This is a genomic window from Myxococcus sp. AS-1-15, assembly GCF_020037055.1.
GTDB classification, from domain to species: domain Bacteria; phylum Myxococcota; class Myxococcia; order Myxococcales; family Myxococcaceae; genus Myxococcus; species Myxococcus fulvus.
In genome coordinates, this window is record NZ_JAIQDF010000005.1 from 139,166 (window position 1) to 160,572 (window position 21,407).

Consider the following 21,407-nt stretch of genomic DNA (forward strand, 5'->3'; position numbering starts at 1 on the left):
CTCTCAGGCCGCGCGGCCCAGCACCAGTCGTTGGCCCTCGCGCGCCGGCTCGCACACCGGGAACAGCGTCCGCGCCTGCTCGGCCATGTCCTCCAGCACCTCGTCCGAGTGCGCCGGGTCATGGTGGAACAGGCACAGCCGCCGCGCGCCCACCGTCTTCGCCACGCCCGCCGCGTCCATCATCGTCGAGTGGCCCCAGCCCTTCTTCGGGATGCCCTTCTTCCCGTCGTACTCGTCGGGCGTGTACTGCGCGTCCAGACACAGCACGTCCGCGCCCTCGAACAGCCGCGCCACCTCCGGCGACAGGTCCTCCAGCCGCAGCTCCACGTCCGTGGCGTAGATGAACGAGTGCCCGTCCGCCTCCACGCGGTACGCCAGGCACCCCTGCGGGTGCGGCACGTCGATGGGCGTCACCTTGAACGGGCCCACCTCCACCGTCCTCGCGTGCAGCGCGGACAGGAAGTCCATCTTCGAGCGCATGGTGCTCAGCGGCACCGGGAAGTGCGGCGGCTGCATCTGCGCCGCCAGCTCCGACTGGAGCGCCTGCGCGCCATTCGCGCCGGGGCCGAACATCGTCAGCCGCGACGTGGGCAGGTACGCCGGGGTGAAGAAGGGAAAGCCCTGCACGTGGTCCCAGTGCAGGTGCGAGAAGAACATCGTCACGTCGTGCGGAATCGGCTCGCGCATCATCGACTCGCCCAGCGCGCGCAGGCCCGTGCCCGCGTCGAGGATCAGCCGGTGGCCCTGGCTCGTCACCTCCACGCAGGCCGTGTTGCCGCCGATGCGTGAGCCAGAAACCGCGATGCTGCCGCGAACGCCGTAGAACCGGATATCCATGATGTGCCTCCTCAAGCTGGCGGGCCTCCTCGGGAGGACGCCCTGATGCCCCGTGCTTCAGCACGTGGGATGCCATGGCCAAGTGGCTGGAATTATTGGCGAGAGGTCTGACATTCCGGGACGCTGCACCATTCTGGAGCGCCCCCGGATGGTGCGGCCGTACCATTCCGGAGCGTCCGGAATTCATGGGTGTTCTGGGAGGTGCCGGGGCGTCGGAGGGGCTCGCCGGGAGGCCGGTGGCGGCGTGGGAGATCCGGTATAGGACGGGCCCATGGCGTTGATTGCGTTCTGCACCATCAAGGGCGGCGTGGGGAAGACCACGCTCTGCGCGCACGTGGCCTCGGCGCTGGCGGACGCGGGCCGGCGGGTGCTCGTGCTGGACCTGGACCCGCAGGCGCACGCGTCGCTGGTGCTGGGGTTGGAGAGTCGTGAGGGGCCGTGCCTCGCGGAGGCGCTGGGGCCGCGGCCGAAGTACCGGCTGGACGACGTGGTGGTGGCGTCACCGAAGCGTCCCACGCTCTTCATCGCGCCGGCGGCGCCGCGCATGGCGGCCCTGGAGCGCGAGCTGTTCCAGTGGGGTCACCGGCTGCAGGCGATTCCACGGGCGCTCAAGACGCTGAGCTGGACGCCGGACATCATCCTGGTCGACACGCCGCCGAGCATCGGCGCGTACACGGAGGCGGTGCTGGCGTTCGCGGACCTGGTGGTGGCGCCGGTGCCCACGGGCGCGTTCGCGCTGCAGGGGCTGGGCGAGATTGAGGCGGCGTGGCGCGACGTGCGCGAGGCGCAGGGCGGCGAGCTGGTGGCGGTGGTGAACCTGTGGGATCGGCGCACTCCGGCGACGAACGGGGCGATGGAGGAGGCGCTGAGGGACTCGACGGTGCCGGTGCTGCGGGCGCGCATTCCGCGCTCGGAGTCCATCAATCAGGCGGGGTTGGGCTACGAGGTGGTGTTCGACACGAGCCCCGCGGCGCCGGGGGTCGAGGAGCTGCGCTCGCTGGCGCAGGAGCTGGCGAAGCGGGTGGGGCTGCGCTGAGGGAATCGTCGACGCCCGTCCCTCTCGACGGACGGGACGGGCGCCTCAAGGGCCCTCAGAGGTGGTAGTGGCCCGAGGCCTCGGGCTGGTACGGCACGGCGACGATGCGCAGCCGCTTGGTGCGGCCGTTCGGCAGCGGCCAGACGATGGACTGGCCCACGGACAGGCCGATGAGCGCGCTGCCGATGGGCGCCAGCACGGAGATGCGGCCCTCGTCGCTGCGCGCGTCCTTCGGGTAGACGAGCGTCACCTGGCGCTGCTCGCCGGTCTGCTCGTCCTCGAAGAGCACGGTGCTGTTCATCGTCACCACGCTGGGGGGCACCGTCTCCGAGCTGACGACGTGGGCCCGGCCCAGCTCCGACTCGAGCATCTCCACGAGCTCGGCCGTGCGGCCCCCTCCATGGTGGTCGATGACCTGGCGCAGACGGTCCAGGTCGGTCTCAGTCACGATGAGGGACTGCTCGCTGCTCATGGCGATGACTCCGGGAAAAAGAAATGAGGATAGGGTGAACACTGGGGCAACGGTTGGGAGAAATATCTATTCCCGGCGAGCCCGGAGAGGGCTTGCGGGGTGGGGGGTCACTCCCGCTCGCGCGAGGCGGGGAGCCGCAGGACCCACCACTCGATGCCCTGGGCGCCGTCGTCCGCGAGGAAGAAGGTCTGCGTGTTCGTGGGCGTGAACACGTAGGGGAGCGAGCCTGTCGGGCCCGGGGCCAGCTCCTGACGCAGGAGGGTGCCCGCCGTGGTGCCGTTGGACTCCCACAGCTCGGGGCCGGTGCGGCCGTCGTCGGCGTGGAAGAGGGCGAGCGCGCCGACCGAGGTCATCCAGCGTGGCTCGGAGCCCTGGGGGCCCGGGTTCAGGTCCTTCACGAGGGCGGCGCGCGGAACCCCCTTGTCGGCGCGCCAGGGCTCTCGTCCGTGGACCCCGTCCTCCGCGCTGAAGAGGACGCTGGGGCCCAGGAGCGTGAAGTCCTGGGGGTAGGAGCCGGAGGGACCGGGGTGCACGTCGAACACGAGCGCGGTGCCGGGACGGGTGGCGTCGGTGGACCAGGGCTCGCGGCCGACGCTGGGCTCGGTGGCGGCGAAGTAGACGCGATCTCCCGTCGCGGTGAAGGAGGCGGGGGACGAGCCCTCGGGGCCGGGCCAGAGGTCTCGGAGGATATAGGTGCCGGGCGCGGTGCCGTCGCTGACCCAGGGCTCCTCTCCCTGGCGTCCGTCGTTCGCGGCGAAGACGATGCGCTGGCCGCGCACGGTGAGCGATGAGGGGAACGAGCCCGCGGGCCCGGGGCGGATGTCCTTGACGAGCCGGGTGCCTGTCTCGGTGCCATCGCTGACGCACAGCTCCCAGCCCAGGTCGGGGATGTCGGCGGTGAAGAAGATGCGCGAGCCCAACGGCGTGAGGTGACGCGGGGAGCTGTTGTCGACACCCGGGGCGAGGTCCCTCACGAGCATGGTGCCCTGCGGGGTTCCATCGGTGCGCCAGAGCTCCTCGCCATGGAGCGCGTCGCGGGCGTTGAAGTACGCGACGCCGTTCATCACCACGGGAGTGCCCGCGCCCTGACTGCTTCCGAGGCCTGGGCGGATGTCCTTGATGAGCGTGGTGCCCTCGGCGGTGCCGTCGGTGCGCCACAGCTCGCGGCCGTGCACGCCGTCATCGGCGAAGAAGAGGACCCAGGGGCCGAGGACGACGAAGCCGGAGGGCTCGGAGGAGAGCGGGCCGGGGCGGAGGTCCTTGATGAGCGTGGTGCCCTCGGCGGTGCCGTCGGTGCGCCAGGGTTCCTGGCCCACGCTGCCGTCGTTGGCGTCGAAGTAGAGGTTGCCCGCGCGGGTCACCCAGGCGTGGGGTTCCGGGCCGCCCGCGCCGGGGTGGATGTCCTGGATGAGGCGCGCGGGAGCGGAGGTGCTCAGGCGCGAGTCCTCGTCGTCGCTGGCGCGGGAGAGGCGTCGGGAGAGGACGCGGAAGTCGTAGCCGAGGTCTCTTGCCCACAGCTCCGCGCCGGTGGCCCGGGTGTTGGCGGTGAAGAAGACGCGTCGGCCGCTGACGGTGAAGTCGCGGGCGGAGGAGGAGTACGCGCCGGGGGCGAGGTCCTCCAGGCGCGAGGTGCCGCGTCCGGAGCCATTGCTGGTCCACGGCTCGTGGCCCTTCCCTGGCTCACGGGCGGAGAAGTACAGCCGGCCGTGGGTCGCGCGGAGGAACGCGAGCGCCGAGCCCTCGGGGCCTGGGGCGATGTCCTTGATGAGGACGGTGCCCTGCGGTGTGCCGTCGCTGCGCCACAGCTCGTCGCCGTGCTCGGGAGTCCACGCGGAGAAGTAGAGACGTCCCTCCAGGGCGGTGAGCTCGCGAGGGTTGGCGCTGCCGGGACCGGGGGCGATGTCGCGCACGAGGAGCGTGCCCTGGGGTGTGCCGTCGCTGCGCCACAGCTCGTCGCCGTGCGTGGGCGTATGGGCGACGAAGTAGAAGAGGGTGCCCGCGGCGATGGCTCGTGGTGAGGCATTGACGATGGGGAGTGAGAGATGCGCGACGTGCTTCGTACCGTTCGTGGTGCCGTCGCTGGTCCAGAGCGAGAGGCGCGGAGGCTGCGAAGGGAGGTCGTCCTCGCGTTCGTGGCGCACGAAGAAGAAGAGCTGTCCGGCCACGTCGGTGAGCGCGCTGGGGTGGAGGATGATGCCGGGCGGGGCTTCGAGGCTTCGGACGGCGTGGGTGCCTCGGGGCGAGCCATCGCTGCGCCACAGGGTGTTGCCCATGAAGAAGAAGAGGTGGCCGTTCGACGGGGTGAGGTGCGTGGGGATGGCGTCCTCGGCGTGCTTGTCGAGGGCCTTGATGAGCTGCGTGCCGGAGAGGGTGCCATCGGTTCGCCAGAGCTCGGTGCGGGACGGGGTCTGCGTGGCGAGAAAGTAGAGCGAGTCCTCGAGCACTGTGAGCGCCTGGGGGCTGGAGCCCTCGGGGCCGGGCATGAGGTCCGTGACGAGGCGCGTGGTGGAGGCCTTGCCGTCGCTGCGCCACAGCTCCTCGCCGTGGGTGCCGTCATCGGCGACGAAGAAGAGGGTGTTGCCCAGGGCGGTGAGCTCGCGGGGGTGTGAGCCGAGGCGACCGGGGCGGAGGTCCTTGACGAGCAGGGTGCCCTGGTTGGTGCCGTCGCTCTTGAAGAGCTCGGTGCCTCGGGAGCGATCCGTGGCGACGAAGAAGAGCAGGCCGCCGACGTCGGTCAGCGCGTGCGGGTTGGAGCTGAGGCGACCTCCGGCCAGGTCATCCACGGGGTAGGGTGCGTCCTGGACTTCTGGCGCCCCGGCGAGGCCTTGGGTCGACTGGGATGGTGCATCCTGGTCCCCGCAGCACAGGCCCGTGAGCAGCAGCAGCAAGTACAGCGAGGAGCGGAGAATCCGCGGGTCCATGGTGGGCACCGATGCGATGGGGCGCACAAAGGTGGCTTGTTCGAGGCGCGCGTGAAGCCACCCCATGGGGATGGGGAAGTGTTCGCTCGAAGGAGTACGAGTGCGGGGGCACCCAGGTGATGCGGAGTGCGGACTTGAAGGAGGATGGTCGGCCTTGGAGCGCGACATGTCCTTGTCCCCTGCGTCACTGGCTGCGTCCCTGACGCCCTTCGTCCCTCGCGACTACCGGTTCCTCTTCGAGTCGGAGGTGCTGGAGCCGGCGGACCTCGTCACGATCGGCTCGGCGTTGGCCTGGATGCAGGCGGGCCAGCACGATGAACTCGTGGGGTGGTATCGGGCACTGGGAGACGTGTTGTTCGAGCGGTTCAGCCTCGGGGCGCTACCGCAGCGACGAGCACTTCGCGAGCTGACCTCGGGGTCCGAGCTGCTCCGGGCGTTAGGCATCGTCGGCTCGCCCGACTGGGATGACGCCCTGGGCCGGTCCTGGTGGATGCGCGGCCTGCTGTTGGGCCTGCCTGAGGTCGGCTCGGGGGCTCTCGCGGGGAATCCGTATCAGTTGACCCTCGACCGATCACGGATGCCGGTGGAGCTTCATCCTCTAGCCTCCGTGGTAGCTGATGAGCTGTCCGCGCATGTGCGGTCCGCGAATGCGCTGGCTCGCAAGCTGGACCGCGCCATCGTCGCGCTATGGGGCTGCCCGGTGGAGCGACTGGACCAGCGCGTCACGGTGGCCGAGCTGGTCGTGGGTGGCTTGGAGTTGCAGATCTTCGAGCCGTAATGACCTAAGCCCCTGACGAGGTCTCTCCCTCATCGAGGACCTGTCGAGCCGCATAAACGGTGATTGCGAGAGTGCCTCGGAGACGAGCCATCTTCGTCAGGGTGTCGACCTGCAGGGGCCAGATTGTCGAATGGGGCTCGGTCCCACCCTCGATGCCGATGTCGAAGCTGCGGGTCGTGCACGCATCCCAGAGGTCTCGCGCTCGACCCTCGAGAGAATCGACGACTGCGCACAGCCCCTGGATGGCCTCATCGGGATTCGTGGGCTGCTCATTCAGCTCGAACGTCGCTCGGGGTCCCTCCTGGGACACGAGCACGAGCTTCTGCTCGAGGACCGGAATCAGTTCCTCGAGGTTCTGCCCCTCGACATCGAGGTCGACGTTCAGGAAGTCCGTGCGTGCCATGAGGCCCATCATGCTCAGAACGGACTGTCCGCGCCGCGCGTCGGCAACACGGAGACACCGCCAGACAGGTATGCGTCGATGGACTTCGCGGCCTCCCGTCCGTCTGACAGCGCCCAGACGATGAGGCTGGCTCCTCGGCTCGCGTCTCCCGCGCCGTAGACACCCTCCGCCGACGTGGCGAAGCGTGAGTCCACCTGCACCGTGCCTCTCGGCGAAATCGCCACGCCCAGCTCCTCGAGCCCCGTGGTCTCCGGCCCCGTGAACCCCATCGCGAGGATCAACAGATCCACCTCGAGCGTCGTCTCCGAGCCCGGCACCTCCACGAGCCTCGCCCCTCCACCCACGGAGCGCTGCACCTCCACCTTCACCGCGTGCAGTCTCTCCAGCTTCCCCTCCGTCCCCTCCAGCCGCTTCGTCATCATCGCGAACGCGCGCTCGCCGCCTTCCTCCTGACTCGACGACGTCCGGAACACCACCGGCCACCGGGGCCACGGGTTCTCCGCCGAGCGAATCACAGGTGGCGCCGGGAACAGCTCCACCTGCCGCACGCTCTTCGCGCCCTGGCGCAGCGCCGTGCCCAGACAATCCGAGCCCGTGTCACCACCGCCCAGGATCACCACGTTCCTCCCCGACGCATCCAGCCGCGCCTGCGCCTCGCCGTGCCCACCCACGAGCCGGTTCTGGTGCTCCAGGTACTCCATCGCCTGTACCACCCCGGACAGCTCGCGCCCCTCCACCTCCAGCTCTCGCGCCCTTCGCGCCCCCATCGCCAGCAGCAGCGCGTCATGCCGCCCGCGCAGCTCGCGGAAGCTCACCGAGCCCCCCACGTCCACGCCCGTGCGGAACACCACGCCCTCCGCCTCCATCAATGCAATCCGCCGGTCCACCACGGACTTCTCCAGCTTGAAGTCCGGGATGCCGTAGCGCAGCAAGCCGCCGACGTGCGCATCCCGCTCGTACACCGTGACGGTGTGCCCGGCCGCGTTGAGCTGCGCCGCCGCCGCCAGGCCCGCGGGCCCCGAGCCCACCACGCCCACCGTGCGCCCCGTCCTCTGCTGCGGAGGCCGAGGCTTCACCCAGCCCTCCGCGAACGCCCGCTCGGAGATCTCCTTCTCCATCTGCTCGATTGTCACCGGGTCCCGGTCGATGGCGAGCACGCACGCCGCCTCGCACGGCGCGGGACACAGCCGCCCCGTCATCTCCGGGAACCCGTTGGTGCGGCTCAGCAGCTCATACGCCTCGCGCCAGCGGCCCCGGTACACGGCCTCGTTGAAGTCCGGGATGAGGTTCCCCAGGGGACAACCCTGGTGACAGAAGGGGACACCACAGTCCATGCAGCGTCCGGCCTGTCGCTTCGCCTCCTCGGCCGCGAGCGGCAGCGTGAACTCGCGGTAGTCCCCGAGCCGCTCCTGCTTGTCCCGCTTCGGCGCGTGGACGCGGCCCCACTCAGTGAATCCGGTCGGCTTGCCCATCGCTCAGCCCCTCCCGCCCACGACGTGTTGGAGCTGCGCACCCACCGAGGTCTCCGGGGGCTTCTTCGCCGCGCGCCGCGCCTGCAGCACGCGCTTGTAGTCCGTCGGCATCACCTTCACGAACCGGGGCACCATCAGCTCCCAGTTGTCGAGCACCCGCCGCGCCAGCGAGCTGTGTGTATGCCGCAGGTGCCGCTCGATCATCCCGTGCACGAGCCAGATCTCCGACTCGTCCACCAACGACTCCAGCTCCACCATCTCCAGATTGCACCGCTGCCGGAAGGCCATCTCCCGGTCCAACACGTACGCCGTGCCGCCGCTCATGCCCGCAGCGAAGTTGCGGCCCGTGGGCCCCAGCACCACCACCACGCCGCCCGTCATGTACTCGCAGCCGTGGTCTCCCACGCCCTCCACCACCGCCTGCGCGCCGCTGTTGCGCACCGCGAAGCGCTCACCCGCGAGCCCGCGCAGGTACACCTCGCCCGCCGTCGCGCCGTAGAGCGCCGTGTTGCCCACCAGCACGTTCTCCTCGGCCACGAACCGGCTCGAGGCGTGCGGGTAGACGATGATGCGCCCACCCGACAGCCCCTTGCCCACGTAGTCGTTCGCGTCGCCCTCCAGCTCCAACGTGACGCCGGACACCAGGAACGCACCGAAGCTCTGTCCCGCCGAGCCCTTCAGCCGCACGTGCAGCCGCCCATCCGGCAGCCCTCGCGCGCCATGCCTCCGCGCAATCTCGCCGGAGAGCATCGTCCCCACCGCGCGGTGCGTGTTGCTCACCGGCCGCGTCAGCAGCATCGCCGGGCCGCCCTCCAGCACGGCCTTCGCGTCCCGCAGCAGCTCGTGGTCCAGGTGGTCCGACACGTCCTTGGACCGGGCCTCGACGCAGTGCCGAGGCTCGCTCTCCGGAGCGGCCGGAGCCGCCAGCAGCGCGGACAGGTCCACCCGCCGCGCCTTCCAGTGGTCCACCGACGCGCGCTGGCGCAAGAGGTCCACCCGGCCCACCAGCTCCTCCAGGCTCCGCGCCCCGAGCTCCGCCATCTTCCGGCGCAGGTCCTCCGCGATGAGCAGGAAGAAGTTCACCACGTCCTCGGGCTTGCCCTGGAAGCGCTCGCGCAGCGCGCCATCCTGCGTGGCGATGCCCGCCGAGCACGTATTGAGATGGCACTTGCGCAGCATCACGCAGCCCACGGCCACGAGGCTCGCGGTGGCCATGCCGAATTCCTCGGCGCCCAGGAGCGCGGCCACCAGGACGTCGCGCGCGGTGCGCAGGCCTCCATCCACCTGCACGCGGATGCGCGAGCGCAAGCCGTTGTGCACCAGCACCTGCTGCGTCTCCGCCAGCCCCAGCTCCCACGGCAGCCCCGCGTGGTGGATGCTCGAGATGGGGGACGCGCCAGTGCCGCCCTCGTAGCCCGAGACGACGACGCAGCCCGCGCCCGCCTTGGCCACGCCCGCGGCGATGGTGCCCACGCCCACCTCGCTCACCAGCTTCACGCTCACCCGCGCCGATGGGTTCGCGGACTGGAGGTCGTAGATGAGCTGCGCCAGGTCCTCGATGGAATAGATGTCGTGGTGCGGGGGAGGGGAGATGAGCGTCACGCCCGGCGTGGACCAACGCACGCGCGCGATGCGCTCGTCCACCTTGTGTCCCGGGAGCTGGCCGCCCTCACCGGGCTTCGCGCCCTGGGCGACCTTGATCTGCAGCTCGTCCGCGTTCACCAGGTACTCGGTGGTGACGCCGAAGCGCGCGCTCGCCACCTGCTTGATGGCGCTGCGGCGCAGGTTGCCGTCGTCGTCCGGCGTGTAGCGACGCGACTCCTCGCCACCCTCGCCACTGTTCGAGCGCCCACCCAGCCGGTTCATCGCGATGGCCAAGGTCTCGTGGGCCTCCGCGCTGATGGAGCCGAACGACATGGCGCCCGTGACGAACCGACGCGCGAGCGACAGCGCCGACTCGACCTCATCCAACGGTACAGGGCGACAACGCTCCGTTGACATCTCCAACAGCCCACGCAGGTTGCAGTGCTCGCGCGTCTCGTCGTCCGCGAGTCGCGAGTACTCGGCGAACAGCGCCGCGTCGTTGCCGCGCACCGCCGCCTGGAGCTTCGCGATGGTGGCCGGGTTCCACTTGTGCCGCTCACCCTGGCGCCGCCACCGGTACTGGCCGCCGAGGGGAAGCTCGCCCTCGGGCTGCTCGAAGCCCCGGGCGTGCCGCTCCGCCACCTCGCGTCCCAGCTCTGGCAGACCCACGCCCTCCACCCGCGAGGACGTGCCAGTGAAGTGCCGCTCGATGAGCCCGCGCTCGAGCCCCACCGCCTCGAAGAGCTGCGAACCCCGGTAGGACTGGAGCGTGGAGATGCCCATCTTGGACATCACCTTCATCAGTCCTTCCTCTACCGCGTGGACGTAGAGGTCCTGCGCCTTCTCCGCGTCCACGCCCAGCTCGCCCGCGTCCGCCAGCGCGCGCACCGTGTCCAGCGCGAGGTACGGATTCACCGCCGCCGCGCCGTAGCTGAAGAGGCAGGCGAAGTGATGCACCTCACGCGCCTCCGCCGTCTCCAGCAACAAGCCCGTGTACATCCGGATGCCGTCACGCACCAGGCGCTGGTGCACCGCCGACATGGCCAAGAGCGCGGGAATCGCCGCGTGCGTGACGTCCACGCCCCGGTCGCTCAAGAGCAGGATGCTCGCGCCCGCGTCCACGGCGTCCACCGCCGCGGCGCACAGCTTCTCCACCGCGTCCTCCAGCGCGCCCTCGCCACCCTCCAGCGGGTAGAGCAGCGACAGGCGCCGCGTCTCGAACAGGCCCTCGCCCCGGATGCTCGCGAGCCTCGCGAGCTGCCCGTTGGTGAGGATGGGGCCGGGCAGCGACAGCCGGTGGCACTGCTCCGGCGTCTCCTCGAAGGTGTTGCTCTCCGGGCCCAGCGCCGTGGCCAGCGTCATCACCAGCTTCTCGCGCAGCGGATCGATGGGCGGGTTGGTCACCTGCGCGAAGAGCTGGTGGAAGTACGAGAAGAGGCTCGGGGCCTGGTCGCTGAGCACCGCGAGCGGCGTGTCCGTGCCCATGGAGCCCACGGGCTCCTTGCCCGTCTCCGCCATGGGCGTCAGCACCGTGCGGATGTCCTCCACCGTGTAGCCGAACGCCCCCTGCAGCCGCGTCAGCTCGTCGCCGCGCAGCCGCTCCGGCGCGGCCACGGTGGGCAGGTCGTCGAAGGTGAAGACGTTGCGCTCCAGCCACTTGCGGTACGGCCAGCGTGTGCTGATGTCCCGCTTCACCTCCTCGTCCTCGAGGATGCGTCCCTCGGTGGTGTCCACCAGCAGCATGCGGCCCGGCGTCAGGCGCCCCTTGCGGCGCACCTGCGCGGGCGGCACGTCGATGACCCCCATCTCCGAGGCCAGGATGATGCGGTCATCCTCGGTGACGAGGTAGCGCGCCGGCCGCAGGCCATTGCGGTCCAACGTCGCGCCGATGAGCTGCCCGTCCGTGAAGGCGATGGCCGCGGGCCCGTCCCACGGCTCCAGCAGCGCGGAGGAGTACTCGTAGAACGCGCGCTTCTCGTCCGACATCAGCGCGTCGCCCTCCCACGCCTCCGGAATCATCATCATCATCGCGTGGGGCAGGGTGCGCCCGCCCAGGTAGAGCAGCTCCACCATGTTGTCGAACTGCGCCGAGTCGCTCTTGCCCGGGACGATGATGGGCCACAGCGGCTCCAGGCTCCCGCCCAGCCGCGCCGTCTGGAGCAGCCCGCGCCGCGCCGTCATCCAGTTGCGGTTGCCACGCAGCGTATTGATTTCGCCGTTGTGCGCGATGAAGCGGAACGGCTGCGCCAGCTCCCACGTGGGGAACGTGTTCGTGGAGAATCGCGAGTGCACCAGCCCCAGCGCGCTGACGAACTCGGTGTGCTGCAGGTCCAGGAAGAAGCGCGGCAGGTCCGCGGGCAGGAGCAGGCCCTTGTAGATGAGCGTCTCCGACGAGAGGCTGGCGATGTGGAAGCGGCCCTTGGGGTCCACGCCGCGCGCCTGCACGCGGTTCTCCGTCAGCTTGCGGATGCGGTAGAGCTTGCGCTCGAAGGCGCTGGGTACCACGCGCCGCCGCGCGATGAAGAGCTGCCGGATGACTGGCGCGGCCTCCAGCGCCACCGGCCCCAGGTGCTCGGGCGCCACCGGCACGTCGCGCCAGCCCAGCACGCGCTGGCCCTCTTCGGCCACCACCTCCTCGAGCGCCGCCTCACACGCGGCCCTCGCGTCCACCTCCTTGGGCAGGAACACCTGCGCCACGCCGTACTGCCGACGCGGGGGCAGCTCGAAGCCCAGGTCCGGCGCCTCGTGCTCGAAGAAGCGGTGCGGCAACTGCACCAGGATGCCGGCGCCGTCGCCCGTCCGTGGATCCTTCCCCGCCGCCGCCCGGTGACTCAGCCGGTTGAGCAGCTCCAGCGCGTCCTCGACGATTCCTCGAGAGCGCTCACCTCGCAGGTGGGCCACGAAGCCCACCCCGCAGGCGTCGTGTTCGGTCTCGGGCTCATAGAGGCCGTACCGGCCGGGGAGGATCGCGGTCATCAACTTCCCCTTTCCCGCCTGACGCGGGAGGTCATCGCTGTGTGGCTCTACGCTAACGCGTCGCGTCGACTCTCGTAAAGACGGGCAGGAGCAGGGGGCCGTCAGAGGGGCGGTGGGGCAGGGTGCCAACAGGGGGCCCCTCTCGGACGCAGGCTCGGGCCGTGGCCCGTCGGCGGATCCGCTATGAAGCGCTCCGCCCGGGCGAGCTCTCCTCGCGCGGCGTCATGAGGAGCGCGCCATGCCCTATTCACCCATCATCGGCACCCTGGGCTACGTGATGTCGCCGGATCAGCGCCGCGTGCTGCTCATCCACCGCAACGCGAGGCCGGAGGACGCGCACCTGGGCAAGTACAACGGCCTGGGTGGGAAGATGGAGCGCGACGAGGACGTGGCCGCCTGCATGCGCCGCGAGATTCGCGAGGAGGCCGGCATCGAGTGCACCCGCATGGTCCTGCGCGGCACGCTCTCCTGGCCCGGCTTCGGCAAGCAGGGCGAGGACTGGCTCGGCTTCGTCTTCCGCATCGACGCCTTCGAGGGCACCCCGCTGGAGCGCAACGCCGAGGGCACGCTGTCCTGGGTTCCCCTCACCGAGCTGCCTCGGCTGCCCATGTGGGACGGTGACAGGCACTTCCTGCCGCTCGTCTTCGACGAGGACCCCCGCGTGTTTCATGGCGTGATGCCGTACTCCGGCGGCCGCGCGGTGAGCTGGAGCTACACGCGCCTTTGAGGGGTGTCCGGGTGCTCTTTCCGCTCGGGGTACGGGCGCTATCAGCCTGTGTGGAAAATTTCCCGACTTCGCGCGCGGTGCGTTGACGACGCTCCCCGAGAGGCGTACTTCTGGGGAACTTCAGATAATGAGAATGATTCTCAATATCGGCGCTCACGCAGTCTCCGCCGAGGCCCCCACCTCGGGTGTCGCGACTCCGTCCGGAACCCTCTTCCGGATGGGCGAGTCGTCGGAGGGCGTGGGCGTCGGGTCCCGGTGGGGACGTGCGCTGGCGGTGGCGGTGGCGGTCCACGCGGGTGGGCTGGCCGCCGGGCTGGCGTTCGCGGCGCACCCGGTGGAGCGGGTGGTGGAGCCCGAGCCGGAGCTGGTGCTGCTGACCTTCAGGCCGCCGCCGCCGGCCTCGGGTGGACAGCCGCGGCAGGCGGCGAAGGAGCGCGCCTCGCGGCCCGCGCGAGCCCGGGTGGCGCGCCCGGTGGTGGAGCCTCGGGCGGTGGTGCCCCTGCCGGAGCCGAAGCCGGAGGTCGTCGAGCCGCCCAAGCCCGAGGAGTCGCCGGCCGTCGCCCAGGATGAGTCGTTGCCGGAGTCGGACTCGGGCGCCCGGACGGAGTCGGGGCCCGGGCCGGTGGTGGCGGGCGGTGTCGCGGGTGGGGTGGAGGGTGGCATGCAGGGCGGCATCGTCGGCGCGTCCGGCGGCGCGGGGGACGCGGTGGGGCTTGGGCAGGTCCTGCGGGCTCCGGTGGTGTTGAAGCAGCCCCGTCCCGAATATCCGCGACGTGCGCGGAGCGACGGCATCCAGGGGCTGGTGCTGGTGCGAATCATCGTCGGCACGGATGGCGAGGTGGAGACGGAGCACACGCGCGTCATCCGCTCGATTCCGTCGCTCGACGCGGCGGCCATCTCCGCCGTCAACCGGTGGCGCTTCACGCCGGCCATCGGCCGACTGGGGCGTCCCGTGCGTGTCATCCTCGAGCTCCCCGTTCAGTTCTCGTTGAAGTGAAGCAGCCCATGGCCCTCCCGTTTCGCAAGACGCTGTTCTGGATTCATCTCGTCGTTGGAGTCGTGGTGGGCATCGTCGTCGCCATCATGTCGGTGACGGGGGTGGCCATCGCCTTCGAGCACCAGGTGCTCGACTGGGCGGACTCCGAGGCGCGCACCGTGTCCGCTCCCGGGCCGGGGACGACGCGGCTGGCGCTCGAGGAGATGATCGCCAAGGTTCGCGACGCGAAGCCGGACGCGCAGGTGTCGGGTGTGACGGTGTTCCCGTCGGAGACCTCGGCGACGCAGGTGGCGCTGGGACGCGCGGGCGTGGTGTTCGTGAACCCGTACACGGGCGAGGTGCGCGAGAGCTCGGCGAAGGGCTGGCGCTCGTTCTTCCAGGTGATGGTGGAGTGGCACCGGTGGATCGCGCTGGGCGGCGACAACCGCGCGGTGGGCAAGGCCATCACCGGCGCGTGCAACGCGGGCTTCCTGTTCCTGGCGATCTCCGGCCTGTACCTGTGGTGGCCCCGCAAGTGGACGCTGAAGACGGTGCGTCCGGTGCTGTGGTTCCGGCGGGGGCTGAAGGGCAAGCCGCGCGACTTCAACTGGCACAACGTCATCGGCTTCTGGACGCTGCCCGTGCTCATCGTCCTCACGGCGTCGGGCATGGTCATCTCGTACAAGTGGGCGTCCGACTTCGTGTACACGCTGACGGGCAACGCCCCTCCGGCGCAGCAGGGACCGGGCTCGGCGGCCGTGAAGGTGGCGCCTCCGTCCGAGGACGCCGCGCGCAAGGACCTTGGTTCGCTGCTGGCCGTGGTGCAGGGGCAGGCCCCGACGTGGGAGAGCATCACGTACCGGCTGCCGTCGCCTCCGCGCGGGGCGGGTGGCAATGCGCCGGGTGCACCGAGAGGTGACGGTGAGGGCAAGGCTCCGGTTGCCGAAGTCGCGCAGCGAGCCGGCAACGAGTCCGCTCCCGGTGCCAGGCCCCAGCGTCGCGGCCCTGACGATGCGGGCAAGTCCGACGGCAAGGTGGACACCGTCAACTTCAACGTGAAGGTGGAGGACGGCTGGCCGTACTTCGCCGCCACGCAGTACGCGCTGAATCCCTTCTCGGGCGAGGTCGCCAAGCGCGAGGGCTACGCCGACTTCAACAGCGGCCGCAAGGTCCGCACCTGGCTGCGCTTCCTCCACACCGGCGAGGCGCTCGGCTGGCCCGGCCAGCTCATCGCCGCCATCGCCTCGCTCGGTGGCGTCTTCCTCGTGTGGACCGGCTTCGCCCTGTCGTGGCGTCGCTTCTTCCCGAAGCGCCAGCCGCGCCACACCGAGCCCGTGGCCACGGGCGCGTCGGAGACCCCCGTCTAGGTTCCATCGCACCGGGCGGGCGAGGTTCCCGCGATGCCCTCGGGCGTCATCAATTCCGACTTTGAAAATCGCAGTCATTCTCAAGATGCATCCGAGACGACCCGTGAGGGTCGGGGAGTGGGGAGCGCCATGTCTTTCAGCAAGTCACGCAGCCCGGGGATTCGAACGAGCGTCGGTCATGTCGGAGGCGTCCGCGCGGCGCTGAAGCCGTGGGGGCCGGCGGTGGGGCTCGCCTCCGCGCTGGCCGCGGGTGGCGCGGTGGCCCAGGAGCCGGCCGTCGCTCCGGAGCCAGTGGCCGCGGAGGAGTCCGTCGTCGCGCAGCCCCAGGACGCGCAGCCCGCGCAGGGCGAGGCGCCCGGGACGCAGGGCACCGAGGGCCACTTCACGCTGCCCACCGTCGAGGTGCAGGCGGAGGCGGAGGGCTACCAGGTCCGCGAGAGCTCGCTGCCCCGCGCCCAGCGCGCGCTGGTCAACACGCCGCAGTCGGTGACGGTGGTCTCGGAGGCCGTGCTCGAGGAGCAGCAGGCCACGTCCGTGCGGGACGCGCTGCGCAACGTCTCCGGCATCACCATGAGCGCCGGCGAGGGGGGCCGTCAGGGTGACGCGTTCATCCTGCGGGGCTTCTCCGCGCAGAACGACATCTCCCGCGACGGCGCGCGCGACCTGGGCTGGTTCACGCGCGACACGTTCAACCTGGAGGGCGTGGAGGCCTACTTCGGTCCGTCCGCCGTCCTCTTCGGCCGGGGCTCCGCGGGCGGCGCCATCAACCTGGCGACGAAGAAGCCCCAGCGCACCAACTTCCAGGAGGTCGCCCTCAGCGGCGGCACCGCGCCCTCGGGCCGCCTGGAGGCGGACGTCAACCAGGTGCTGTCCGACGACCTCCAGGTCCGCGTCAACGCCATGGGCCAGCTCGCCTCCACCGCGGGCCGCGACGTCGTGCGCGACAACCGCCTGGGCCTCGCCCCGTCGCTGCGCCTGAAGATGGCGGAGTCCACCACGCTGGAGCTCGACTACCTCTTCCAGCGCGAGGACGGCATCCCCGACTACGGCGTGCCGTACTTCAACGGCCGCCCCGTCCCCGAGACGCTGGACGTGCCGCGCGAGAACTTCTACGGCGTGAAGGCCGACAAGGAGCGGGTGGACGCGCACGTCGCCACGGCCCGCGTCATCCAGGGCCTGGGGGACTCGCTCCAGTTCACCAACACGCTGCGCTTCGGCCGCGTGGACCGCTTCGCCAGCCCCACCGCGCCGCGCGGCCTCACGCCCGCCGCGGACCCGACGACCATCGGCCGCCAGCGCTTCCAGACGGAGACGGACAACTCCTACCTCTCCAACCAGGCCACCGTGGGCGGTGAACTCCAGACGGGCTTCCTCAAGCACACCGCCAACGTGGGGCTCGACCTGTCCTGGGAGAAGCGCGGCCAGGCGCGTGACAACCTCAACGCCACGGGCCTGCCCACCGGCCCCAACCTCCCGGCGGACCTGTTCAACCCCGACGCGGAGCCGGACCTGTCCGCCGTGTCCCCGGTGTTCGCCAGCTCCAGCGTGAGCATCCAGCGCACCCTCGGCCTGTACGCCGCGGACCAGCTCCAGCTGGGCGAGTACGTGGAGGTGCTGGGCTCGCTGCGCTGGGACGTGTTCAACACGGACTACTCGCAGGTGGCCGCCTCGGGCGCGAAGACGCGCCTGCGCGACAGCGACCACACGCTCAACTGGCGCGCGGGCGTGGTGCTGCACCCGGTGGACAAGGTCAGCGTGTACGGCATGTACGGCACGTCCTCCAGCCCGTCCGCGGAGCTGGGCTCGGTGTCCGCCGACACGATGAGCCTGGACCCGGAGAAGAACGCCATCCTGGAGGCGGGCGCCAAGGCGGAGCTGTTCGAGGACCGCCTGGGCCTGACGGCCGCCGTGTTCCGCGTGCGCAAGACGGACGCGCGCGTGCCCAACACGGACCCGGAGGGACCGCCGCAGGTGCTCCAGGGGGAGCAGCGCGTGCAGGGCTTCAACGTCGGTATCGCCGGCACCATCGTCGAGCGCTGGAAGGTGCTCGCCAACTACACCCTGATGGACTCCGCCATCCTGGAGCACACCAACGAGTACCTCATCGGTCAGCGGCTCCCGAACACGCCGCGCCACAGCATCTCGCTGTGGACCACGTACTCGCCGCTCAAGGACTTCACGCTCGGCGGCGGCGCCGTCTTCCAGGACGTGACGAGCGTCAACAACCCGGCGAACGCCAACACGGCCACCAGCTTCGTGCCGAACTTCTGGCGCTTCGACGCGTTCGCGAGCTACGCCCTGGGCAAGGCGCAGCTCCAGCTCAACGTCTACAACCTCACCAACGTGCTGTACTACGACCAGTACTACGGCGGTCACGCCGTGCCCGCGGACGGCATGTCGGCCCTGCTGACGGCGCGGTACCGGTTCTAGTCTCCCAGGAGCGCGGTCATGATGTTGCACATCCCGAAGGTCCTGACCGCCTCCGAGGTGGCCCATTGCCGTCAGGTGATGGAGCAGGCGGACTGGGCGGACGGCCGGATCACGGCCGGCCACCAGTCCGGCCAGGTGAAGAAGAACCTCCAGCTCCCCGAGGGCGGCGCCGCCGCGCGCGAGCTGGGGGAGCTGGTGCTGGCGGGGCTGGAGAAGAGCGCGCTGTTCCTCTCCGCCGCGCTGCCCCAGCGCATCTTCCCGCCGCTGTTCAACCGCTATGACGCGAGCATGTCTTTCGGCTCGCACGTGGACAACGCCATCCGGCGCATCCCGGGCACCGGTCAGCGCGTGCGCACGGATGTGTCCGCCACGCTCTTCCTGTCGGAGCCGGACAGCTATGACGGGGGCGAGCTGGTGGTGGAGGACACCTACGGCCACCACGCCGTGAAGCTGCCGGCGGGGGACCTCATCCTCTACCCGGCGACCAGCCTGCACCACGTCACACCCGTGACGCGGGGCGCGCGGCTGGCGTCGTTCTTCTGGATTCAGTCGATGGTGCGCGACGTGTCCCAGCGCGCGCTGCTGTTCGACCTGGATGCGTCCATCACCCAGCTCCACCAGGAGGTGCCCTCAAGCCCCTCGCTGGTCATGCTGACGGGCGTGTACCACAACCTGCTCCGCCAATGGGCGGAGCCCTGAGTCGTCCGCTCAGCCCCGGTCCTTGCGGACGATGACCTTGCGGCCGCGAATCGTCGCCGCCTTCAGCGCGGCGATGACGCGGTTGGCGTCCGGCTCCGGCACCTCCACCAGCGAGAAGCCGTCGCCAATCTGGATGGCGCCGATCTGCGACGAGTCCAGGCCCGCCTCACCCGCGATGGCGCCCACCAGGTCCGCGGGGCGCATGCCGGCCTGACGACCCGCGCCGATCCACAGGCGGGTGACGTCCCACGTCGGGGCCGGGCCTCCACGGCGCGGTCCCCCGCGCTCGGGACGGCCAGGACCGGAGCGGCCCGCGGGAGCACCGGGACGGCCGGGGCGCTCCTTGCGGTCCTCCTTCGGCGCGACGGCGGGGATGTCCTCCTCCTCCTTCGCGCGGCCCTCGTCCTGGGCGTCCTGGAGCAGCTTCACCGCGGCGGCGGCGATGTCGAGCGGCTCGTACTCGCTGGCCAGGTCCTCCACCAGCCCCCGGAACGAGTCCTGTCCGCCCGCCACCAGCGTCTCGCGCAGGGTGGCGCGCAGGAGCTCCTGCCGCTTGGCGCGCAGGTCCGCCACGGTGGGGACGGTGGACACCTGGATGCGCTGGCCGGTGACCTTCTCGATGTTGCGCACGAGCCGGGCCTCGCGCGGCTCCACCAGGGTGATGGCCACGCCCTCGCGGCCGGCGCGGCCCGTGCGGCCGATGCGGTGCACGTACGCCTCCGGGGCGTTGGGCACGTCGAAGTTCACCACGTGGGACAGGCGCGGGATGTCCAGGCCGCGCGCCGCCACGTCCGTGGCCACGAGCAGGTCCGTGCCGTGGGACTTCAGCTGCTTGATGACCCTGTCCCGCTGCTCCTGCGTCATGCCGCCGTGGAGCGCGTGCGCGCGCCAGCCCCGGCCGTTGAGCGACACGGTGAGGTCATCCACCTCCGTGCGCGTGCGGCAGAAGATGATGGCGGCGGTGGGGGACTCCACGTCGAGCAGGCGCCCGAGCGCGGCGATCTTGAACGCGCGCGGGACGATGTACGCCGTCTGGCGGATGCGCGGCAGCTCGCCCGGCTCCACCTTCTCCTTGGCGATGCGCACGCGCACCGGCTGGCGCAGGTGGCGCTCGGCGATGCTGGCGATGCGCGGCGGCAGGGTGGCGGAGAAGAGGGCCGTCTGGCGGTCCTCGGGCGTGCCGGACAGGATGGCCTCGAGGTCATCGGCGAAGCCCATGTCGAGCATCTCGTCGGCCTCGTCGAGCACCACGGTGCGCACGTTGTCGAGCTGCAGCGTGCCCCGGCGCAGGTGGTCCAGTGCGCGGCCCGGGGTGGCGACGACGACGTCCACGCCCCGCTTGAGCACGCGCAGCTGCTGGCCGATGACCTGTCCACCATAGAGGGGCAGCACGGTGGCGCCGAGCTTCTGGCCGTAGCGGTGGATGGCCTCGGAGACCTGCATGGCCAATTCGCGCGTGGGCACGAGCACCAGCGCGGAGGTGGCGTGGGGGCCGGCCTCTCCTGGAACCAGGTGGTGCAGCAGCGGGAGGGCGAAGGCCGCCGTCTTGCCGGTGCCGGTGGCGGCGATGCCCAGCAGGTCCTTGCCGGCGAGCAGCGGCGGCAGGGAGGCGTTCTGGATGGGCGTGGGCTCCTCGTATCCGAGGGCGGTGAGCGCCTCCACGAGCTGGGGCTTGAGGCCCAGGGATTCGAAGGTGGCGTCGGGGGGCGAGGACGGCGGTGCGGAAGTCACGCGGGGCTTGTACCACCGGCCTCCGCCCTCGTGCCTCGAAGAATCGCCGTTCTGTCCCACATCTATCGCCCAGGCGTGCGTGTCGGCCTCAGCGGACAGGCAGTGTGCCCAGGTGGGTGACCTCCTGGATGGCGCCCCGGGAGACCTGGAAGAGGGCGAAGGCCTCCGCGCCCTGCTCCACGCTCGCCAGACAGCAGACCGGGGACTCCGCGCCGGAGGCCCACTTCAAGGTGGCCCGATAGCGTTTGTGCAGGTGGCCGCAGAGGACGAGCCGGGGCTGGAGCGCCTCGGCCACCAGTCGGGCGTACTCATTGCCCACCGCGTCCGCATGGGGGCTGCGGCGCTGGTGCTCGAAGTCCTGGCGGTCCTCGGCGGCGACGAGGCCGGAGGGCCAGTCGTGGACGAGCAGGATGTCCGCCCGCTCCAGCCCCAGGGCCTGCTCGATGTCCTGCTCGTTGAAACACGCATAGTCCTTGTTGGAGACGGTGCCGAGCAGGGACAGGGCGGGGTGGGGCTTCTGGAAGCCGGGGGCGTCGTGGATGCCGGAGAGGCCGGCGATGCGCAGGCCGCGGGTCTCCACGACGCCGACGCGGCCCAGGTAGCGGCAGTTGGAGGTGAGCAGGAAGCCCTCGGGGGCTGTGTCCAGGTAGCCGTGGGGCTCGTGGTTGCCGCCGATGAAGTACACGGGCCAGGGGAAGCGCCGACGCTTCTGGTGGTAGTGCGCGAAGTCGCCCAGGTGCTTGTAGCGGGCGGGGGCGGCCATCGTCGCCAGGTCCGCCTCGTCGCGGTGCGGCTCGAAGTCGCCGACCTGGAGGACGAAGGCCAGCTCCCGGTTCGCGCTCTTCGCCCAGGACTGGAGGGTGGACACCATCCGGTCCATCCGGCCGTGCACGTCGCCCACGGCGGCGAAGCAGAAGGTGTCGGGAGGCGGGGCCATGGGGGACTCCAGCATGGCGCATCCGCGCGCCGGACGGCGCAGCGACGCGGTGGGCAGCCGA

General features: G+C 70.7%; 15 protein-coding genes. 7 read left to right on the forward strand and 8 right to left on the reverse strand.

What is annotated here, in order from left to right:
• Positions 1–3: 3 nt before the first annotated feature.
• Positions 4–837: an MBL fold metallo-hydrolase gene (locus K8625_RS16430; RefSeq protein WP_223783235.1), complete on the reverse strand. Its 834-nt coding sequence runs from the start codon at positions 835–837 to the stop codon at positions 4–6.
• Positions 838–1,108: 271 nt separating this feature from the next.
• Here K8625_RS16430 and K8625_RS16435 point away from each other — a divergent pair, with 271 nt between their 5' ends.
• On the forward strand, positions 1,109–1,873 hold the full coding sequence (locus tag K8625_RS16435) for a ParA family protein (RefSeq protein ID WP_223748697.1): 765 nt from the start codon (positions 1,109–1,111) through the stop codon (positions 1,871–1,873).
• 55 nt (positions 1,874–1,928) lie between these two features.
• Here the strand turns inward: K8625_RS16435 and rnk are convergent, their stop codons facing one another.
• Both rnk and K8625_RS16445 read right to left on the reverse strand, forming a co-directional pair.
• Positions 1,929–2,345 carry a nucleoside diphosphate kinase regulator gene (gene rnk / locus K8625_RS16440; protein ID WP_223748696.1) on the reverse strand — a complete coding sequence of 139 codons (417 nt, stop codon included), beginning with the start codon at positions 2,343–2,345 and terminating at the stop codon, positions 1,929–1,931.
• Positions 2,346–2,452: 107 nt separating this feature from the next.
• Positions 2,453–5,266 carry an ELWxxDGT repeat protein gene (locus K8625_RS16445; RefSeq protein WP_223783236.1) on the reverse strand — a complete coding sequence of 938 codons (2,814 nt, stop codon included), beginning with the start codon at positions 5,264–5,266 and terminating at the stop codon, positions 2,453–2,455.
• 166 nt (positions 5,267–5,432) lie between these two features.
• On the opposite strand from K8625_RS16445, the gene K8625_RS16450 reads away from it, so the two are divergent.
• Positions 5,433–6,044 carry a hypothetical protein gene (locus K8625_RS16450; protein ID WP_223783237.1) on the forward strand — a complete coding sequence of 204 codons (612 nt, stop codon included), beginning with the start codon at positions 5,433–5,435 and terminating at the stop codon, positions 6,042–6,044.
• A 4-nt stretch (positions 6,045–6,048) separates the two neighbouring features.
• On the opposite strand, the gene K8625_RS16455 is transcribed toward K8625_RS16450, so the two are convergent.
• The 3 genes from K8625_RS16455 to gltB are packed head-to-tail and all read right to left on the reverse strand — an operon-like array spanning position 6,049 to position 12,479.
• Positions 6,049–6,447: a hypothetical protein gene (locus tag K8625_RS16455; protein ID WP_223748693.1), complete on the reverse strand. Its 399-nt coding sequence runs from the start codon at positions 6,445–6,447 to the stop codon at positions 6,049–6,051.
• 14 nt (positions 6,448–6,461) lie between these two features.
• Positions 6,462–7,919 (reverse strand): glutamate synthase subunit beta, encoded by a 1,458-nt coding sequence (locus K8625_RS16460; RefSeq protein WP_223783238.1) that lies wholly within the window; start codon positions 7,917–7,919, stop codon positions 6,462–6,464.
• 3 nt (positions 7,920–7,922) lie between these two features.
• Positions 7,923–12,479, reverse strand: coding sequence for a glutamate synthase large subunit (gene gltB, locus K8625_RS16465; RefSeq protein WP_223783239.1), 4,557 nt, complete (start codon positions 12,477–12,479; stop codon positions 7,923–7,925).
• A gap of 238 nt (positions 12,480–12,717) precedes the next feature.
• Here gltB and K8625_RS16470 point away from each other — a divergent pair, with 238 nt between their 5' ends.
• The 5 genes from K8625_RS16470 to K8625_RS16490 all read left to right on the forward strand — a co-directional run bounded on the left by K8625_RS16470 (position 12,718) and on the right by K8625_RS16490 (position 18,678).
• Positions 12,718–13,206 carry an 8-oxo-dGTP diphosphatase gene (locus K8625_RS16470; protein ID WP_223748690.1) on the forward strand — a complete coding sequence of 163 codons (489 nt, stop codon included), beginning with the start codon at positions 12,718–12,720 and terminating at the stop codon, positions 13,204–13,206.
• Positions 13,207–13,339: 133 nt separating this feature from the next.
• Positions 13,340–14,203, forward strand: a complete 864-nt coding sequence (locus tag K8625_RS16475; protein WP_223748689.1) for an energy transducer TonB — start codon at positions 13,340–13,342, stop codon at positions 14,201–14,203.
• Between the two features lie 8 nt (positions 14,204–14,211).
• Complete coding sequence (locus K8625_RS16480; RefSeq protein ID WP_223783240.1) at positions 14,212–15,549, forward strand: PepSY domain-containing protein; 1,338 nt, start codon at positions 14,212–14,214, stop codon at positions 15,547–15,549.
• A gap of 129 nt (positions 15,550–15,678) precedes the next feature.
• On the forward strand, positions 15,679–17,979 hold the full coding sequence (locus tag K8625_RS16485; RefSeq protein ID WP_223783241.1) for a TonB-dependent siderophore receptor: 2,301 nt from the start codon (positions 15,679–15,681) through the stop codon (positions 17,977–17,979).
• 18 nt (positions 17,980–17,997) lie between these two features.
• The gene (locus K8625_RS16490) at positions 17,998–18,678 is read left to right on the forward strand and encodes a Fe2+-dependent dioxygenase (RefSeq protein WP_223783242.1); all 681 of its coding nucleotides are present in this window, start codon (positions 17,998–18,000) and stop codon (positions 18,676–18,678) included.
• A 9-nt stretch (positions 18,679–18,687) separates the two neighbouring features.
• Here the strand turns inward: K8625_RS16490 and K8625_RS16495 are convergent, their stop codons facing one another.
• Both K8625_RS16495 and K8625_RS16500 read right to left on the reverse strand, forming a co-directional pair.
• The gene (locus K8625_RS16495) at positions 18,688–20,409 is read right to left on the reverse strand and encodes a DEAD/DEAH box helicase (RefSeq protein WP_223748685.1); all 1,722 of its coding nucleotides are present in this window, start codon (positions 20,407–20,409) and stop codon (positions 18,688–18,690) included.
• A gap of 88 nt (positions 20,410–20,497) precedes the next feature.
• The gene (locus K8625_RS16500; RefSeq protein WP_223783243.1) at positions 20,498–21,346 is read right to left on the reverse strand and encodes a metallophosphoesterase; all 849 of its coding nucleotides are present in this window, start codon (positions 21,344–21,346) and stop codon (positions 20,498–20,500) included.
• Between the last annotated feature and the right edge of the window lie 61 nt (positions 21,347–21,407).